Below are 18,020 nucleotides of genomic sequence, written 5' to 3'. Positions count from 1 at the left end.
TAGTAAAGGTTATAATACTATTGTTTTTTGAAGAGAAAAGCCTTTCAGATTAATTCTGAAAGGTTTTTTTAATACGCGAATTTTTCTTTTACCTTAATCTGGGTTTGTTCTGGCATCGATATTTTTACTTTAAATCCTTTGTCAGGTTCTGTTTCAATATCAAATGTTCCGTTAACAGCTAGAATACGATTTGACATGTTTTGAAGGCCATTTTTCACAACCATACTTTTTTCGCAGCCTTTGCCGTTGTCCCTATAGCTTATCGAAATTGATTTTTGGTCACTTTCAAATCGTATAACCACAATACTTGCTTCGCTGTGCTTTTTCATATTTACCATTAATTCCTGTAAAATTCGGCTTATGGTGATCTTTTTTATATCATCAATATTTTCCCAATTTATGTTTTCTAAATTGGTAACCATAATATTTCTCTCTCGTGTGTTATAAGCCGAGAGCATTTCTTTTATGCTGTGGGTAAAATTTGCACCAGTATCGATACTATTGTTTTCTCTTGAAATTCCGCGTACACGGCTGTAGATATCATCCAGTTTTTGCAGCAGATTTTCTTTTGTGTTTTCTACAGATAACGGTTGAGATTCAGCAAAAGCTATAACTTGAAAGACATCATTTGCCAATTCATCATGGATTTTTTTAGCAATACGGGTTTCAGTATTATATGAGGTTTTAAATTCGATAGCTTTATTTTTATTTTTATAATAGCGTATCAAAATGAATATTAGAATAACTAAAAAAGCAAAAACAATTACCGATACAATTTTTAGGTATTTAGCTCTTTGAAGCGATAATTGATTCTCGGCCTTTTCTAAACGAAGTTTTTCGTTTTCGTCTTTTTCCTTTTTAGCATCGTACTTGATTTTTGCGGACTTATTTTTAAAATTATTTCGAACCTTAATAATGCTGTCATTTAATGTAAAGTACTTTTGGGTATATTTTGCGGTATTAGGACTGTTATCATTTGAGATTAATATTTGCAGGGCTTCTAATCTTTCATCAATACTATTTAGTTTTGTAGAAATGTTATACGCTGTAAGAGCGTTTTCGTCTGATTTTTGAAGATTCTTTTTAGAATAATAGTCTGCAAGATGTAAATAACTTTCGATACTGCTATAGGTATCCTTAGTTTCCATTTTGATCTGGAGTGCTTCATCCATTAAATGAAATCCTTTATCTTCCGCTCCCTTTTTTAAATAAGCATAACCTAAATTATCTTGTATTCTTCCTTTGGTACGAGCGTTAGATTTTTCGTTTAGTAATCTTTGGCTTAAAATTGATTCTAAAAGTGTAATTGCTTTATCATATTTCTTTTGAAGAATATAGACAACTGCAATATTACTTAAAGAAGGCAGCTTCTCCTGAAAACTATCGGAATCTTTAGCCGACTCCTCATAATAAAATATAGCATCTTGGTAAAGAGAAAGTTCTTTATCAGCAATCCCTAATGCGTTATTTATGCAACTTCTATGATTTTTGTTTTTTCTAGCATAAGGCAAAGCTTCAGTTACGGTTTCTTTACTGCCATAATAATCTCCATTGATCTGCTGAATGATTGCCATTTGGATAAGGACATAAGAAATATTGGTGCTATCTTTTAAAGTTTCAAAAAGAGCTTTTGATTTGTTAAATTCATAAAAAGCGTTATTAAAGTTTTCTTTTACATAATTTTCGTCTGCCGTATCTCGTAAACTAAGTGCTTGTTTTCGAATCAATTCTGCATCAGGATGATTGATGCTTTCTTCTTTACAAGAAAAAAGAAAAATAAGTAGAATAAAATAAAAAAACGGGGACCGTAACATATAAATTTACTTTCCCCGAAAATAGTAATTAATTAGATACTAAAAATAAATTTATTAGTATTATGATTTTATAGGTGGTTTTGGTACATCACCAGGACCATCAGGTATATCATTACCAGCGTGACCATCTACTTTTTCAGTTTTCTTAACTGGTTGTGTCTCGTACTCATCAGGAGTGCAAGAAAATATCGTGAACAATAGCGCAAAAGCGATAAATAGTATTAGTTTTTTCATTTTGTTTATTTTTAAGAAATTAGACATAGGTATTGCTGTCCGGAATGATCCAGAGGCTTTGGGACAATACCAACATTGGTTTTGGGAAGTGAAGTGTGTAGAACAGTAAGACGTTATTTATACTTCCCGAATAAACTCGGTCTTACAGTTTTTTTACACTCTTAATTAGAACTGGTTTTCTTTATTGTTTTAGTCTGCAGACAAAACCTGAACTAATTTCTTGATGCAAAGTAAAGGAGCTTCCAGGCCTTAGCTGGCAAGGGATTCCCAGAATTCCCGCGTTTTCCTGAGATTCCCAGAAATTCCCAGAAAAAAGCTTAAAAGTCTAGTTTGAATTATTTAATTTTAGACAAATCTCTTATTATAATAGATGCAATAAGTCTGTCAAAAGTTGGCTGGGACTATTAAAAAAAATATAGAAATAGTATAGATTTGGAATAGAAATTGAATTGTTTGTAATGATTAAATTTAGAGGTTGAAAATAAAGGCATATAAAAAAGTTTTAGTTAAAAATGGAAATAAAAGGAGTCAAAAGAATTTTCTAAAAAAGTAAGATGAACAATACATTAGAAGAATATAAAAAGGCGATTAAAATTAAATACGAGATTGAAAAAGACGGTGAGTACTTTGATTTTCTGTACCATCCTTCCCGCGGAAAACTCCGCGATTTATGCTGGCTTATCTTTGAAGACAACCCGACTCAAGATGATTTAAAAGTTTTTAGAAATTTACTGTGCGTAGATTTTGACTATACCCAAAAGAATAAGTTTAAAAATCAAAAAGATAAGTTTAGGCCTATTGAAACTTTCTTTAAAGGCGAAACAGACCCAACCAATATTGACGCCATAAATCTTGCCGCAGTGCTAGTCGATTTTCAGCCGCGTCCTTTTAAAAAGTTCAACGAAAAATGTAGAATTGAAGAAGCAAAACAAACTAAGAATGTCGCGAAGGATGTAACGGTTGAAATTGATAGTAATGGCATAGAAGAAAATGTTTTGTTGAAAAATGAAAATGAAGAGTCTAAAGAAGTTCCTGAAAAGGAAAATCTTATGCTAAATTTTAAAGATTTATTTTCTAAAGAAATGGTTCAGAAAATATATCCTCGCAAAATAATTACGATTGCGGTTGGAACAGTTGCTCTGGTGTCTTCTGCATGTTTATACTTGGTGCAGAAAAAAGATTAAGCAACATGATTTCGAAATGAAATCTGAATGCATTTTGAAAAATAAAATGCTTGAAAGAATAAAAAGAATGATTTTTTGAAGTGTAATTTTGGCGTTTAAAAAGTGTGTTTTTCGGCATATATTTACTGTTATTTACACTATAAAGATAAGAAAAAAATCCCGATAAACCTAATGAAATTCAATAAAATAAGAGATTTTTTTGTTTTTTTTACCTTTTTTTTGAAGAATTTTTCCCTGTCTTTTTTGGAGTAATTATGTATTCCAAAAAATTGTAAAATTTGGTTTTTTAGCCAGATTGAAATAAAATTATTTATATTTATAAAACATTAAAAACGGTTTTGATTTTTGATAAAAATTAGTCTAAAATACCCCTTATGAAAAAACTCCTAATACTCTTAATTGTTTTATGCACTGTCAGCTGTAAAAAATATGTTGTTTCGTTTGAACAGCCAACAGATATGAAATTGGACAATTTAAAACTAGAAGTATTTCTGGATAAAGAAAAAGTTCAAGAAATTACCTTAAAAGCAACAGAAGCATTGCCTACTTATGAAACAGTCGGATTATCAATATCTGATGAAGGAAAACACTTGCTTCAAGTAAAAACAAAAGATACAACCTTTAGTTTTAATGTAAAATATCCCGAAGAGAAGTACATTAGAATAATGGCACACTTAAAAACTAACGGAAAAGTCAATGTTGGAATCTTAAAACAAAATTATAAATATAAGTCTTAATGATATCTGGATTGGTTTTTTAACCGCAAAGGGCACAAAGCTAAACGCAAAGTTCGCAAAGCAATTTATATCGCTTTGCGAACTTTGTTTTAACTGAAAGGTATCTTAAAAAGACTTAGCGCACTTTGCGAAAATCCTTTGCGGTAAAACCAAAACAGCTAGGATAAAAAATCCTTAAACCACAATCCAGAGTTTTTTATAGTTCTTTTTTGCGTTTCAAAATCAACGTGAATTAATCCGAATCGGGCATTATAACCTTCTGCCCATTCAAAATTATCAGTAAGGCTCCATACAAAATAGCCTTCAACATTTAAGCCTTCTTGTTTTGCCTTTAATATTTGTTCTAAATTGTCTTGAATAAAATGGGTTCGTTTTATATCATGGACTTTTCCGTTTTGGACAGTATCTGGAAAAGCAGCTCCGTTTTCGGTAATAATGATTTTTTTTATTCCGTCATATTCGTTAAACTTTTTAAGAATATGATACATAGCAGGAGGATAAACTTCCCAGCCCATTTCGGTTGAGATTACATTTCTTTTTTCAGCACTTATCAATTCGGCGCCAATATATGGAGTTAAAATAGAATGTTTTACAACCTCTCGAGTGTAACACTGTAATCCGATGAAATCAAAATCGAAAACCAGATTATTTAAATCGTCTTCAAGAATATAATTATTCAATTTTTTAAGTACAGGAAGATCTTTCTGCGGATATCCTAATCCTAAAATGGGTTCAATAAAAGTCCTATTCAATAAAGTATCTACACGTTTTGAGGCTTCAACATCTTTTACGCTTTCTGTTGCAGGTTCAATATGCGTGCAGGAGAATGTGGTTCCGATATGTGCATCGGGAACTCTTTCTCGAATTATTTTAGCTCCGGTAGAAGTGGCTAGAGTTACGTGATGTATGGCTTTAAGATAATTGGTAATGCCTTTTTTTCCAGGCGCATGAATACCTAAAAAATAACCAGCACCAGTAAATACAGAAGGCTCGTTAATGACCATCCAGTTTTTAACACGATCGCCAAAAAACTGTACGCAGACTTCTACATATTCTTTGAACCAAGAAACCGATTCGCGGTTTGTCCAACCTCCTTTTATTTCTAGTTCATGCGGTAAGTCCCAATGATAAAGTGTAATCCAAGGTTCGATTCCCGAAGCCAGCAGCGAATCTATAATTTTGTTGTAATAGTCGATGCCTGCTTGATTGATAGGATGAACACCAGTAGGCATAATTCTAGGCCAGCTGATAGAAAACCTAAAATTCGGGATATTTAGTTCCTTAATTAAATTAATGTCATCCTGATAACAATTGTAGAAATCACAAGCGGTTATAGCATGATGTCCGTTTTTGATTTTTCCTTTTTGAGAAGTAAAAACGTCCCAGATAGAAGAACCTTTTCCGTCGGCATCGTGTGCACCTTCAATTTGGAAAGCGGCGGTAGAAACACCCCACAAGAAGTCGTTACCAAATTGGTTTTTGTTCAAAAATGAGCTTTCAATTTTATTCATTCAATAATGCTTTCCTTTATTTATAATGGTTTATTAATGTAGGAAAGAAGATTGCATTGCTCTTAAAAAAAGCCATTCTTTGAATGATACTAGGAATTTTAGATTAAAGAATTTCATAACGATTAGTTTTATATCAAATTAAGAAAACTAATGTGAAATTATTGTAAAGTGATTATTATCAAATGATTAAATATGAAAATGGGAAGATAATCAATCTTCCCATCCGCATAGTGTTAAGCCTAAACCTTGTGCTTGTTTAAGAGATGTTTTTACTGTTCCATGACTGCAAGCACTTAAGCCACGGCAGTTTTCATTATAATGGTATTTTTTTGCACCAGTAGGACCACAAATATAGACGTTGGTTTCTGATGGACTAAATGAAGTTGCAAAAACAAAAAGTAACAGTAAAGTATATTTCATTTAGATATTTTTTATTTGACAATTAATTGATATTCGTTTCCTTTTTTATCAAAAGCTTTTAATTTCCCGTATGAAATCCATTCTGTATTGATTTCGATTTCTGAAATCGTATCAGTTGTTAAAATTCCGGCGCCGTATTTTCCCGAAACATTTATATTGCCAGAGACAGAATCTCCTACGCTATTTATTCCTTTTACATCATAATTGTACTCATAATTTCCAGGGTTTCCTGTTCTGTATTCGTACTGATAAGTTTTATTTACGTGATATGTTCTGGCTTCTTGGGGAGTGATCGTCTTTCGGTCATCCGCAGTAATTACCGATTTATAAAATGAATTTACTTTTGGCAATGGAGGCGGAGAGGCCGCTTTCTTACACGAATAAAATGAGAATAATAAAAGTAAGATGAGGTAATTTTTTTGCATAGGCAATGTGGTATTTAGTGAGCTGAAAAATTCTGTTTTTTATTGTTTTATTGCTTCATCTATTTTGTTAGATAAAAAGACATTTCCCAAAATACCAAAGCCAATAGTTTTGGTTTTTCCGTCGACAGTAACATCTGTTGTCGAAAAAAGAATATAATTTGATGAAGAAACTATATTATCTACGAGCATGTTTACCATCGATTGTGCTAGAGCATTTCCTAACATTCCTCCAGCATTTGACATTTCATCGTCCTGAGTTGTATTTTCTTTATCCATTTCTTTTTCTAAAAATGCATTCATTTTCAGTTTTACTTCTTCTTTATGTTTTTCAGTTCCAGGATTAGTAAGTGCAGCGACCAATAAAATCAAGCAAAGTCCAGAAATTATGTAATGTTTAGGTTTCATAATGTTTTGATTGTGGGTTAGTAATTTTTGTGATGCGATAAATCTAATTAGAATTAAATTTTTTAAAATGAGTACTTATACGGGATTTAATTCTGTTTCGTAAAGAGCCACCGTTTCTAGTAATTCTTTTTCGTATTGATAAATATCATCAATGGATGAAATTGCAATTTTAGCTTCCGTTTTATTATTGTTGAAAAGGCTTATGTATTTTTTACCGCTGTTTAGGTGAAGTCTGCAAAGAGGTTTTCGATTATTATCGTCCAGTAATATTCCAAAATAGGATTGTGTATCGCGAGATACAATTCTGGCAACTGGCAGTTTTCGGCGCAAAATCGCAACTACTATGCGATAAGCGTCAAGTTCTTCTTCGGTTGTAACCACTTTGCTGTCATCTTCAACCGAGATAATTTCTTCATCTTGCTGTTTAATAGTTTCTTTGCTTAAAGCCGCATTTAAACGATCATTAATCTTGTCATTAATAAATTGGCTAACCGATTTTTGAACTAAATCTTTAAATTCATCCACAACTTTTTCCGTCAGTCTTCCTGCATATATTTTGCTCGCGAAGAGTTTTGTAAAATCATTCGAAGGGCTTTCTAATTCAGCATTGATAAGCTTTTTAATTTCCTTAATATATTTTAATGAACTTGCATTGCTTACAATATTATTAACATCAAAATTCGCTTTATGAAATTTAGCAATTTCGTTTATAGTATTTTCTTTTAGATTACAGATGTCAAATTCTAAAAAAGGCTTTTCGTCCATTTTATTCTGATCATCCAAATCGGTAAAGAACTGATACTGGATTCCGTTTGTTAAAAGTGCAAATCGAGTTTTGGTCACGTGGAAATAGCGGAATAACTGAGAATTATGAACCGTAAGTTTTTCTTTCCAGCTTTTGCATTCTACAATGATAATAGGTTCTCCATTTTGAAAAATAGCATAATCTACCTTCTCTCCTTTTTTTAAGCCAAGATCGGCCGTAAACTCAGGAACTACTTCTAGCGGATTAAATGCATCGTATCCTAAAGCATGTATAAAAGGCAGTACAAAAGCATGTTTTGTAGATTCTTCGGTTTCAATTTTACTTTTCAGCTGATTTATTTTATCTGCTAATGATTTTAGTTGAATGTTCATTTCCATTAGTTTGTAGTTTTAAATTGATAACCCAAAAGTAAAACCAATCAAAACCAGTATTTTACGGAAATCCATAATCCGATATTTTAATTTTTGGAAATAAAAAAAGCTCCCGAAGGAGCTTTAATAATAAGTAAAAAAGGGACTTAAATTATTCCCATATCTTTTGTAATCGAAACCAGATGAATAGTATTATTGGCTTTAAAAAAGTCTTTTAGTTTTGCTAATCTTTTTTCCACAGCACTTTTACTATTTGGTTTTATGTCATTGTTTTTAAATATTTCTATAATCTCGTCCTGAGATGTTCCGTCAGACAGATATTTTAAGATTTTAATATCTACATCGTCTATTTCGTAATTGCCTTTTTCTTGAAGTATTGAAGCAACTTCGTGCGAAATAAATTTTTGATCGGAGGCAGAAATTATAGTGAGCGCTTTTTTGAGATCCTCAATGCTATTTCGGCCTTTTAGAACAAAAGCATTAATTTCTGCATCTTCAAAAAGTGATTTTATACGAGCACTTTTATCTTCGATAGAGTAGGCGATGATTTTAATTTCAGGCTGCAGTTCTCGAACTTTCTGAATCAGCTCATCGCCGCTGCCGATTTTTACTTCACGATGATCTTTTTTAAACGAAAGATCACTAATCAATAAATCGTATGGCTCATTATCCTGAATCGCTTTTCTTATTTTAAGAAAGGCATCATCACAATATTTTGCGTGTTGAAAATTGACAATGTTGAAATCATTCAAAGTTTGCTGTACAGCTAAATTGAATTCTTCAAAATCCTCGGCTATTATTACTTTTTTAAACATAGGCTTTTATTTAGACATTGTTATTTTTACTTTAAAACCTTTATCGGGTTTAGTGTCAAAAGTAATAGTTCCTTTTATGGCCAAAATACGGTTTTCCATATTTTGCATGCCATTTTTTATAATTTTATTTTTATCGGCCCCTTTGCCATTATCGGTATAATCTATAAATACTGTTTTTCCGTTGCTTTCAAATTTTACTACAACTATTGATGCTTGACTGTGTTTTTTCATATTAACCATCAATTCTTGTAAAATTCTATGAATCGTAACTTTTTTAAACTCATCAACCAAATGCCAATTTACTTTTTCGATATTGTTAATAATAACGTTGGTATGGTCGCTATTGTAAGTAGAAAGCATTTCTTTTAAGTTAGATGCAAAATTGGTCTTGGTGTCAATAGTATTATTCTCTCTCGAAATACCACGTACTCGCGCATAAATATGATCTAGTTTTTGAATTAAAGTTTCCTTCGTATTTTCAATTTCTAATGGTTGTGTCTGGGTGAAAGTAATGGTGTTAAAAACATCATTGGCTAGTTCGTCGTGAATGTCTTTGGCAATTCGGGTTTCAGTATCATAAGCTGTTTTTAGTTTTATAGTTCTAGTTTTGTTTTGATGATTTTTCTTTACAAAAAATAGAACAATAGAGAGAATAATGAATCCAGAAAGAAATAATATTTTTTGATTTTCGGCTTTTTGCAGAGCAACTTCATTCTCTACATTCTCTAAACGAAGTTTTTGGTTTTCTTCCTTTTCTTTTTTTGAATCGTATTTAATTTTGGCGAATTTGTTTTTAAAATTGTTTCGGATTTTAATAATACTGTCATTCAGGAAAATGAATTTTTGTACGTACTCAGGGTTTATAGTTTTTGAATTATTTGTGATCAAAAAAGATAGAGCATCTAAGCGTTCATCAATGCTATTAAATTTTGTAGCAGTTTGATATGCATCTGCAGCATATTGAGTTGATTTTTTTGGATCGGTTTTGGCATAATACTCAGCTAAATGAAGATTGCTTCCAATTGCTCCGTAACTATCACTGGTTGAGGTTCTTATTTTAAGGCTTTCATTCATTAAAGAAAGCCCTTTTTCATTCATTCCTTTTTTAAAGTAGGCAAATCCCAGATTGTCTAAAACTCTACATTTACTTTTAACAGTAAGTTTATCATTTGATTTCTCTATTATAGATTCTAAAAGTTCAATGGCTTTATCATACTTTTTCTGCTGGATGTAAACAACAGCAATATTATTTAAGGGAGACTGTTTTGCTGTGGCATCTTCTGAATCTTTTAGAGCCTGATTGTAATAAAAAATGGCATCATCATAAATAGATAATTCTTTATCTGCAATTCCAAAGAAATTATTAATAGAGGCACTATAAATATCTTTCTTCTTAAGATAAGGTAATGCTTCGGTCAATGTTTCTTTGCTTCCGTAATAATCTCCATTGATTTGCTGAATCGAAGCCATCTGGATGAGATTATAAACAATATTTGCACTATCTTTTATACTCTCAAATATTATTTTTGATTTATTGAAGTTGTAAAAGCTACTATTGTACTTCTTGTTTTGAAGATCTAATATACCCTGATCTCTTACCGCAAAAGCTTTATCTTTTGTAGCTTGATCGATATTAACAGACGAAGTTGTTTTTTCTTTACATGAAAGGAGAAATAAAAAAAAGAAAAAACAAAAAAACGGGGATCGTAACATAAAATGTACTTTCCCCGAAATTACTAATTAATTGAATATTTCAAATTTTATTTATTACTTTTTTGGTGGCGGTGGAACAACGATAGGATCATCGTCCGGACCAGTTGCCTGCGAAGTATTTGTAGAATCTTTTTTTACCTCATTTCGAGTTTTATCTTTGTTTGCTGTTTCAAAATCTTCTGCTGTACAAGAAAAAATTGTCAGACTTAATAGCGCGCACGCTCCCAATGTAAATAGTGTTTTCATTTTTTTTACGATTTAAAATTTAGATAAAGGGCATTGCCGTTCAAAAAGGTTCTGAACTTTGTTATGGCAGTGCCAACTTGCTTGGGAAGTGAAGTGCGTAGAACAGTAAGATTTTCATCTATACTTCCCGGAATAAAATCCGTCTTACGGTTTTCCGCACTTGGTACATGAACTAGTTTTGTACATTTGTTTTGACCTGCAGATCAAAGCGCTAACTAATTTTGTTGAGGCAAAGTAACGATGGTTTTGAGCCTGTGTTGATACGGATTTCCGGGATTTCCGATTAAGTTTTATAAAATCCCTATTGATCCTTATAAATCCTTAAAAACCCAAAAAAATGAAGCCTATGAATAACAATACTTTGGAAGATTTATATAAAAAAGCCATTAAAGAAAAATATGAAGAGGTAAAAAATGGTGATGACTTTTATTTCTTGAATGCTCCAACAAGAGGAAAACTAAATAAGTTATGTTGGGAAAAATTTGCGAATAATGATATGCATTCAAATGATTTGAATGTGTTCAATTCTTTACTTGGGCTTTCTTTTGATATTAGTGCAAAAAAAAAGTTTAAGCAAGAGACTGATCTATTTAGACCAGTAGAAAAATTTTTTAAAGGAGAAACAGATCCAGATAAAATCGATGTTGTTGATATGGCAGCAATTTTGGTAGATTTTAATCCTAGACCTTTTAATAAGTTTAGAAAAGAAATTGATCCAGAGAATTTGAAATTGATTGAAGAGTTAAGAGACACCAAACATTATAAACCTGAATTTTCTTCTGTTGGTTTTAGTAATGAGATAGAAATCAAAAATTTTCCTGATTTAAAAAATGAAGAGGTAAAAGAAGATAAAAATGAAGAAGTAGAGCAAGATGAAGCTGATGTAATAGAACAAGATGAAAATCAGGATTTGGAAACAATTCCAGCGGGTATATCAACTCCTGTTAAGATAGGAGGAGAAGATAGAGTAAAATTTAGATGGAAAAGATATTTTGTAATTGCATCTTTTCTCGCTGTATTTGTTATAATCATTTACTTAAGTATGTTGCCAAAAGATTGTATGCAATGGACTGGAAATCATTATGAAAGAATAGAAAGATCTGGTGAGGGTTATTGTGATACTTATTATGATGCTAGATATTTTGATTTAAAAAAGATAGAGGTATGTGATTCAACAAAATTTTTTGATGATAATGGGAGAGCACAAGTCTGGTATATAAGAGTTGGAGATTCTGTAGAATGCTATAATCAGTTTGCGCCTTATCCAGAAAATACACAAAGATTCTTGAAACCAATTACGCAGTATATTATAAAACAGTACTTATCAGATAGACCAAAATGTAATTAATTTTAGAATTTTCCTAAAATGCGATTTATGTAAAATATTCGCATAATCATGAAATTTTTTGTAAGTATATACTTTTAATTTAGCATTATTGAATTAAATTAATAAAAAACAAAGAAATCATGAAAAATAGAAACTTTTTATTTGTATTAGCCTTAAGCGCGGGAATGTTCGTAACCTCTTGTAGTAACGACGATAATGAAGGAGAAACAATAGTTCCAATTCAAGGGAAGTATAATCTAAGCCAAACAGGAACAATTGTTAATGGACAAGAAGTTTTAGTCGATGCTCCGCAAAACCAAAGTGGATGTCCTAGAGATTTTTTAGACTTAAGATTAAGTAATGCTGCAGTTATTGGTGATTATAAGGGAAGTGATTGCGCCTTAACAGAAACTACTGGTACTTATGCAAGATCTCACAATGATTTGACTATTACTATTGGAAATGTAAGTTCTACTAGCGATATCATGAATCTTACCAACAAAGAGCTAAAAATTAAAGACAAAACAACAGGTGTAATTACTGTTTATACTAGATAAAATTTGTTTTGAAATAATTTCAATTTCCTTTGAAATGGAAAAACGGAAACCGCTTATTTGCAGTTTCCGTTTTTTATGAATTGGAATTTAGAATTTGAAATTTGAAAAACTTTTATTTTACAGGAATATAAATATTAAAAGAAGCCCCTTGATTCTGAATACCCGATGCGGTGATGATTCCGTTATGGTTTTCAATAATTTTTTTCACAATTGCTAATCCGATTCCGGTTCCGTTGTAGCGGTCACGTCCGTGAAGACGCTGGAAAACTTCGAATATTTTTTTGTTGTATTGCGCTTCAAAACCAATTCCGTTATCTGAAACTTCTATGTGGCAATATTTTTTAGTAGGAATCAGTTTTTCATTTTCTAAATCTTTCCCTAAAGCAATTTTACTTCTAATTTTAATTACAATCGGAATATCAGGATTTGAGAATTTTAGCGAATTACTGATGAGGTTATACAATAATTGTTTGAATTGAAACGGAATAATATCAACTTCAATACTTTGTTCAATTTCAATTACAGCACTTTTTTGATCTAATTCTTCGGTTAAATCTTCTTTTACCTCATTTATGATTTGGGCAAGATCTGTTTTGATAAAAATACGTTCTTGGACATTTGTTCTTGAGTATGCTAATAAATCATTAATCAAAGTCTGCATTCGCTGTGCTGCATTCTGCATTCTTTTAAATTTATCTTTTCCGTTTTCTGATAAATTTTCAGCTTCCTTCTCAATAATCTGAGAGGCAAAAGTCTGTATTTTTCTGAGCGGTTCCTGCAGATCATGACTTGAAATATAGGCAAATGACTGAAGTTCTTTGTTCATTTCTTCCAGTTCATTGTTTTTTTGCTCTAACTCCAGGGCATTCATTTTTAATTTATCATTGGCTTTTTTTCTTTCGGTTAGGTCATGCGTAACTTTTGAAAAACCAATAACCTCGCCTTTTTTGTTATGAACTGCTGTAATAACTACGCTTGCCCAGAATTGACTTCCATCTTTACGCGCACGCCAGCCTTCATGTATGACTTTTCCTTTCTCTCGGGCAATTTCCAGCAGTCTTTGAGGAAGATTATTTTTCTGGTCTTTTTCGGTATAAAAAACAGCAAAATACTTTCCGATGATTTCTTCGGCTTTATAGCCTTTTATTTTTTCGGCACCAGCATTCCAGTTTTCAATAATACCGTTGCTATTCAAATATAAAATAGCATATTCTTGAACTTCTTCAACCATCAAATGGTAACGCTCTTCACTTTTGCGAAGCGATTCGTTAATCTGGATTAGTTCTCTAGTTCTGGCTGTAACCTGTTGTTCAAGTTCATGCGTAAAAGCTTTTTCGGTATGAATATCGGTAAAGGCACCAACCCATTTTACAATTTTATTGTCAGGGCCAAATACAGGTTCTCCAATAACGGTGTGCCATCGGTATGAGCCATCTTTTCTGCGCATTCTCACATCACAGCGGTACATTTCTCCCGTTGCGAGTGCGTGCTGCCAGATTTTGATATTTTCTTCGAAATCGTCGGGATGAATCATTTTTTGCCATGAACCTTCTATTCCAGGTTCAATTCCAGTGTATTCCAGCCATCTTCCCGAAGTGAAAAGAGCATTTCCATCAGCATCGGTTTCCCAGATTAATTGCGGAATACTCTCGGTAAGCAGTCTGAATCTTTTCTCGCTTTCTTCGATTTTCTTTCTCGCTTCAACTTTCTCTGTAACATCTATAAGTGTCATTCTTATTCCTGAAATCGAATTATCACTTTCGCGTAGCGGTGCAAATTCAAAATCGACATAAAATGGATTGCCATTTTTTTTATTATCAATAAAAAGCAAAGATTCTGATTCAGAATATGCATTTCCAGATTCGTAAACTTTCTTTAGTAAAGCAGCATATTTCTGTTTTTTCAGCTCGGGAAATATTTCTAATATCTTTTTTCCTTGAACTTCATTTTCTTCTTTTTTCCAAATATTATTTAAAAGCACAAAATTGGCCATTTCGACTACAAAATCGGTTCCTCGTAAAATGGCTTCCGGAACAGGAGCCTGCATGATGTTATTGACAAATTGGGCATTACTTTCCTGTAAAGCATCAGCAACAATTTTCTTTTCGGTGGTTTCGATAACTGTAACGAGAATTCCGCCAATAGAACCGTCTTCTACTTTTATGGGGCTATACGAAAAATCAAAAAAACAATCTTCCGTATAACCATTTCGATGCAAAGGAACTTTAAAATCAGGAAAACTTACAGCATGTCCTTTCATAACATCGGAAAACATTGGTTCAATGATATCCCAAATTTCGGCAAATGTATTTTTAGAACTTCCGCCTAAAGCATCAGGGTGTTTTGAAGTGCCAAGAATAGGACGAAAAGCATCGTTGTATAATTGAATATAATTTTTTCCCCACGCAATGTACATTCCAAACGGATTGCTGAGCATCATTGCGGTCATTGTTTTCAAACTTTGCGGCCATTTATCGGGATTACCCAAAGAGGTTTTGCTCCAATCTGCAGAACGAATTAATTCTCCCATTTCTCCACCTTCGGAAAGAAAATAATGTTCCTTTTTTTTATGGCTCATTTCCAAAGAAGATTAAGGTTGCAGTATGAAATTAGCTCTTTCGGGCTGTCTAAAGTTATTTTCTGATGCAATTGTCAGTGCTTTTTCGATTACGTTTTTAAGCTTAGAAAAATCACCCGGTTTTCGAATATAATAAGAAGCGCCTTTTTGATAAAGTTTGTTTACTATTTCACTATCGAGCGAGGTAGAGAAAATAATTATAGGCAGATTTTTTAGATTTTCGTCATCTTTTATTTCATCCAAACATTCAATGCCATTTTTTCGTGGCATATTTAAATCCAAAAAAAGAACTTCTGGAAGATTAGAAATATTACTTTGTAAATAATCCATTAATTGTACGCCGTCATGAACCGTTAAAAGATCGGCGCTGATAGCTATTTCGTCGAGAGCTTCTTTAAAGAAAAGACAATCGTCTTCGTCATCGTCAGCAAGTAAAAGATAGTAATGCTCCTTACTCATTTTTTTAATCTCCTTATTTTAAGTTTGCTTTGATAAATTTAACTTTTTTCGGCAAGATTTCCTGATTTTTTATGAAGAATGTTTTTTAAAAGCTCAAAAAAAGCTGTTTTTAAATCTATTTTCTTTCTTCTAAACAATTTTATTTCAACAATGACGTTTTATTAATTCTTACCATTTTTTCGTCAGAAAATTATTTTGAAACTTCGACTCTTTTTTGAAAAAGGAAAAGTAAAAACGCTCTGAAGCCGTTTAAAAGCTAGTCTTTTCAATTCCAAATTCTACAATTTTAGTGTATACCGTATCCAGAAAGTGTGAAATAATTACACACTATTTTTTATGCCTTTTTTTCTAAAATGCTCTATACCAGTTTGAAATCGTATTGGCACGTCGCTTGCAAAATGTGTTAATGTCAAAATCTTTGATGTGTTTGTTTTTTTATTGTTTCTCGAATATGAGTCGCAAATAATTAGAAAAGAAAAGATTTTTACTAAAAGCCACATTAAGCAAATTAAAAAAGGAGTATAAGCATGGAAAGCGAAACAATTATCTCAGAACAATTTTACGCGAACAGCAGTTCGGCGATCAGTGAAAAAACAATAAACGGTTCTTTTTTTGGAACTAAACAAAAATCACAAAAAGTATTTGTAGAAAGACCAACTAGTCCGTTCGGGTTGGCAGTTCTTATCGGAACTTTTTTATTACTACTAGCAGGTGTTGGAGTAGTATATTTATTGCAAGACGATTTTGAGCAATTTCATTTTGAAAGAATTGCTTCAACGTGGGGATTACCATTCTTAATCATAACGACCATTTTATTCTTTTATCAGGCAGGTGTTTTCTTGTACAGCTCTTTCTTGTATTTAAGATACAAAGCAGTTCCATCCGTATCAGATGATTTATTGCCAACTTGTACGATTATCGTTCCAGCTTATAATGAAGGAAAATTAGTTTGGGATACTTTATTGAGTCTTGCAGACAGCGATTATCCAGCAGAAAAATTACAGCTTTTGGCTATTGACGATGGAAGTAAAGACGATACTTGGTATTGGATGCAGGAAGCAAAAGCAAAATTAGGAGATCGTGTGACGATTTTTCAGCAGCCAAAAAATCAAGGAAAACGTCAGGCATTATACAGAGGATTTAAATTAGGAACGGGAGAAATCTTTGTCACTGTAGATAGTGATTCTATTGTAAAAAAAGATACTTTAAGAAACTTAGTAAGTCCGTTTGTGGCAGACAAAAAATGTGGAGCGGTTGCAGGAAATGTTCAGGTTTTGAACAATAAAAAAGCGATTTTACCAAAAATGTTGAATGTGAGTTTCGTAATGAGTTTCGAGTTTCAACGTTCTGTAGAAAGCGAGTTAGGTTCTGTATTATGTACTCCTGGTGCCTTGGCAGCTTACAAAAGAGATGCTGTATTCAATTGTCTTCCAGAGTGGATCAATCAGACTTTTATGGGCGAACCATCAGATATTGGAGAAGATCGTGCTTTGACTAATATGATTTTGAAACAAGGTTTTGAAGTTAAATTTCAAAGAAATGCAGTGGTATTGACAAATGTTCCTGAAGAATATAAAGGTCTTTACAAAATGTTCATAAGATGGGCGAGAAGTAACGTTCGTGAAAACCTTATGATGGCAAAATATGTTTTTACAGATTTTAGAAAAGGATCAAAATTTGGCGCGAGAATGCTATTCTTAAACCAGTTCTTTAAAATTGCAATGACATATCCGTTTTTATTATTTATGTTTTACTTTATTGCAGTTCACCCAGTATTATTTTTAAGTTCTACATTATTGGCAATCTTAATTTTTTCAAGTTTTTCAATGGCGTTTTACGCAAAAAGATACACGCTTTCAGAATCATTCTGGGCTTATTCATACAGTGTTTTTTACACTTTCAGCTTATTCTGGATCGCGCCTTATGCCATTGCAACAGCCAACAAAAAAGGCTGGTTGACAAGAGGTTTATAAAAAGTACACTTTCACTCTATATATAAAACTCCACCCAAGAGAATTACCCGTTGCAAATTGTTGTAGCGGGTTTTTTGATTAAATGCCATTCATTCCGTAGGAATGTCTGGTAGGTAGTAGAATTAAAATTTATATTGCGATTATACGTTCCGTAGGAACGTTTCGTCGGTAGAAAAAAAAGTAACCGCACAATTGCGTTCCGCAGGAACGCTTGACGCATCAAATTGTTTATAAAATGCTGATTAAAAATCAAACGTTCCTACGGAACGTAAAACAATGATTTGAATCTAAAATTTCTACCGACGAGATATTCCTACGGAATATTTTCCATCGAAGATTTGAACTCTTGTGTTTTTAAAATAGCATTTTCATTCCGTAGAAATGTTGAATAAAAATTTACAATGGAGGTTTACGTTCCGTAGGAACGTCTCATCGGTAGAAAACAAATGGTGATCATCCAATTACGTTCCGTAGGAACGTTTGAT

General features: G+C 32.3%; 17 protein-coding genes. 5 read left to right on the top strand and 12 right to left on the bottom strand.

Annotation, left to right across the window (positions count from 1 at the left end):
* Positions 1–68: 68 nt before the first annotated feature.
* Positions 69–1,814 (bottom strand): tetratricopeptide repeat-containing sensor histidine kinase, encoded by a 1,746-nt coding sequence (locus DM397_RS14545; RefSeq protein ID WP_111378238.1) that lies wholly within the window; start codon positions 1,812–1,814, stop codon positions 69–71.
* 60 nt (positions 1,815–1,874) lie between these two features.
* The gene (locus DM397_RS23935; protein ID WP_167511668.1) at positions 1,875–2,048 is read right to left on the bottom strand and encodes a hypothetical protein; all 174 of its coding nucleotides are present in this window, start codon (positions 2,046–2,048) and stop codon (positions 1,875–1,877) included.
* A gap of 554 nt (positions 2,049–2,602) precedes the next feature.
* Here DM397_RS23935 and DM397_RS14535 point away from each other — a divergent pair.
* Positions 2,603–3,232, top strand: coding sequence for a hypothetical protein (locus tag DM397_RS14535; protein WP_111378236.1), 630 nt, complete (start codon positions 2,603–2,605; stop codon positions 3,230–3,232).
* Between the two features lie 374 nt (positions 3,233–3,606).
* Positions 3,607–3,969, top strand: coding sequence for a hypothetical protein (locus DM397_RS14530; RefSeq protein ID WP_111378235.1), 363 nt, complete (start codon positions 3,607–3,609; stop codon positions 3,967–3,969).
* A 158-nt stretch (positions 3,970–4,127) separates the two neighbouring features.
* On the opposite strand, the gene DM397_RS14525 is transcribed toward DM397_RS14530, so the two are convergent.
* The 8 genes from DM397_RS14525 to DM397_RS14490 all read right to left on the bottom strand — a co-directional run bounded on the left by DM397_RS14525 (position 4,128) and on the right by DM397_RS14490 (position 10,641).
* Positions 4,128–5,480, bottom strand: coding sequence for a GH1 family beta-glucosidase (locus DM397_RS14525; protein ID WP_111378234.1), 1,353 nt, complete (start codon positions 5,478–5,480; stop codon positions 4,128–4,130).
* Between the two features lie 210 nt (positions 5,481–5,690).
* Complete coding sequence (locus tag DM397_RS14520) at positions 5,691–5,900, bottom strand: hypothetical protein (protein WP_111378233.1); 210 nt, start codon at positions 5,898–5,900, stop codon at positions 5,691–5,693.
* A gap of 11 nt (positions 5,901–5,911) precedes the next feature.
* A complete protein-coding gene (locus DM397_RS14515; RefSeq protein ID WP_111378232.1) occupies positions 5,912–6,325 on the bottom strand; it encodes a hypothetical protein in 414 nt (137 codons plus the stop codon).
* Positions 6,326–6,364: 39 nt separating this feature from the next.
* On the bottom strand, positions 6,365–6,730 hold the full coding sequence (locus DM397_RS14510) for a DUF4359 domain-containing protein (RefSeq protein WP_111378231.1): 366 nt from the start codon (positions 6,728–6,730) through the stop codon (positions 6,365–6,367).
* Positions 6,731–6,805: 75 nt separating this feature from the next.
* Entirely contained in the window at positions 6,806–7,867 is a 1,062-nt protein-coding gene (locus tag DM397_RS14505; protein WP_394364557.1) for a type I restriction endonuclease, read from the bottom strand.
* Between the two features lie 146 nt (positions 7,868–8,013).
* Positions 8,014–8,682: a response regulator gene (locus DM397_RS14500; protein ID WP_111378229.1), complete on the bottom strand. Its 669-nt coding sequence runs from the start codon at positions 8,680–8,682 to the stop codon at positions 8,014–8,016.
* Between the two features lie 6 nt (positions 8,683–8,688).
* Positions 8,689–10,152 (bottom strand): tetratricopeptide repeat-containing sensor histidine kinase, encoded by a 1,464-nt coding sequence (locus DM397_RS14495; RefSeq protein WP_317048806.1) that lies wholly within the window; start codon positions 10,150–10,152, stop codon positions 8,689–8,691.
* A 297-nt stretch (positions 10,153–10,449) separates the two neighbouring features.
* Positions 10,450–10,641 (bottom strand): hypothetical protein, encoded by a 192-nt coding sequence (locus DM397_RS14490; protein ID WP_111378227.1) that lies wholly within the window; start codon positions 10,639–10,641, stop codon positions 10,450–10,452.
* A 346-nt stretch (positions 10,642–10,987) separates the two neighbouring features.
* Between DM397_RS14490 and DM397_RS14485 the strand changes: the two genes are divergently transcribed.
* Positions 10,988–11,989 (top strand): hypothetical protein, encoded by a 1,002-nt coding sequence (locus DM397_RS14485; RefSeq protein ID WP_111378226.1) that lies wholly within the window; start codon positions 10,988–10,990, stop codon positions 11,987–11,989.
* A 119-nt stretch (positions 11,990–12,108) separates the two neighbouring features.
* Positions 12,109–12,525 carry a lipocalin family protein gene (locus DM397_RS14480; RefSeq protein ID WP_111378225.1) on the top strand — a complete coding sequence of 139 codons (417 nt, stop codon included), beginning with the start codon at positions 12,109–12,111 and terminating at the stop codon, positions 12,523–12,525.
* A gap of 112 nt (positions 12,526–12,637) precedes the next feature.
* Here the strand turns inward: DM397_RS14480 and DM397_RS14475 are convergent, their stop codons facing one another.
* A complete protein-coding gene (locus DM397_RS14475; protein ID WP_111378224.1) occupies positions 12,638–15,103 on the bottom strand; it encodes a PAS domain S-box protein in 2,466 nt (821 codons plus the stop codon).
* Between the two features lie 12 nt (positions 15,104–15,115).
* Positions 15,116–15,562: a response regulator gene (locus DM397_RS14470; RefSeq protein WP_111378223.1), complete on the bottom strand. Its 447-nt coding sequence runs from the start codon at positions 15,560–15,562 to the stop codon at positions 15,116–15,118.
* Between the two features lie 527 nt (positions 15,563–16,089).
* Here DM397_RS14470 and DM397_RS14465 point away from each other — a divergent pair.
* The gene (locus DM397_RS14465) at positions 16,090–17,535 is read left to right on the top strand and encodes a glycosyltransferase (protein ID WP_111378222.1); all 1,446 of its coding nucleotides are present in this window, start codon (positions 16,090–16,092) and stop codon (positions 17,533–17,535) included.
* Positions 17,536–18,020: the final 485 nt, after the last annotated feature.

The sequence above is a fragment of the Flavobacterium nitrogenifigens genome (assembly GCF_003254565.1).
Taxonomy (GTDB): Bacteria; Bacteroidota; Bacteroidia; order Flavobacteriales; family Flavobacteriaceae; genus Flavobacterium; species Flavobacterium nitrogenifigens.
Note: the sequence above shows the minus strand (reverse complement) of the source record. Positions and strands in the feature narration are given on the sequence as shown.

Bases quoted from the DNA above. Each gene is read 5' to 3' on its own strand.
- DM397_RS14545 (WP_111378238.1), bottom strand. From the start codon at position 1,814: ATGTTACGGTCCCCGTTTTTTTATTTTATTCTACTTATTTTTCTTTTT.
- DM397_RS14535 (WP_111378236.1), top strand. From the start codon at position 2,603: ATGAACAATACATTAGAAGAATATAAAAAGGCGATTAAAATTAAATAC.
- DM397_RS14505 (WP_394364557.1), bottom strand. From the start codon at position 7,867: ATGAACATTCAACTAAAATCATTAGCAGATAAAATAAATCAGCTGAAA.
- DM397_RS14500 (WP_111378229.1), bottom strand. From the start codon at position 8,682: ATGTTTAAAAAAGTAATAATAGCCGAGGATTTTGAAGAATTCAATTTA.
- DM397_RS14515 (WP_111378232.1), bottom strand. From the start codon at position 6,325: ATGCAAAAAAATTACCTCATCTTACTTTTATTATTCTCATTTTATTCG.
- DM397_RS14490 (WP_111378227.1), bottom strand. From the start codon at position 10,641: ATGAAAACACTATTTACATTGGGAGCGTGCGCGCTATTAAGTCTGACA.
- DM397_RS14480 (WP_111378225.1), top strand. From the start codon at position 12,109: ATGAAAAATAGAAACTTTTTATTTGTATTAGCCTTAAGCGCGGGAATG.
- DM397_RS14475 (WP_111378224.1), bottom strand. From the start codon at position 15,103: ATGAGCCATAAAAAAAAGGAACATTATTTTCTTTCCGAAGGTGGAGAA.
- DM397_RS14470 (WP_111378223.1), bottom strand. From the start codon at position 15,562: ATGAGTAAGGAGCATTACTATCTTTTACTTGCTGACGATGACGAAGAC.
- DM397_RS23935 (WP_167511668.1), bottom strand. From the start codon at position 2,048: ATGAAAAAACTAATACTATTTATCGCTTTTGCGCTATTGTTCACGATA.
- DM397_RS14485 (WP_111378226.1), top strand. From the start codon at position 10,988: ATGAATAACAATACTTTGGAAGATTTATATAAAAAAGCCATTAAAGAA.
- DM397_RS14525 (WP_111378234.1), bottom strand. From the start codon at position 5,480: ATGAATAAAATTGAAAGCTCATTTTTGAACAAAAACCAATTTGGTAAC.
- DM397_RS14465 (WP_111378222.1), top strand. From the start codon at position 16,090: ATGGAAAGCGAAACAATTATCTCAGAACAATTTTACGCGAACAGCAGT.
- DM397_RS14520 (WP_111378233.1), bottom strand. From the start codon at position 5,900: ATGAAATATACTTTACTGTTACTTTTTGTTTTTGCAACTTCATTTAGT.
- DM397_RS14510 (WP_111378231.1), bottom strand. From the start codon at position 6,730: ATGAAACCTAAACATTACATAATTTCTGGACTTTGCTTGATTTTATTG.
- DM397_RS14530 (WP_111378235.1), top strand. From the start codon at position 3,607: ATGAAAAAACTCCTAATACTCTTAATTGTTTTATGCACTGTCAGCTGT.
- DM397_RS14495 (WP_317048806.1), bottom strand. From the start codon at position 10,152: ATGGCTTCGATTCAGCAAATCAATGGAGATTATTACGGAAGCAAAGAA.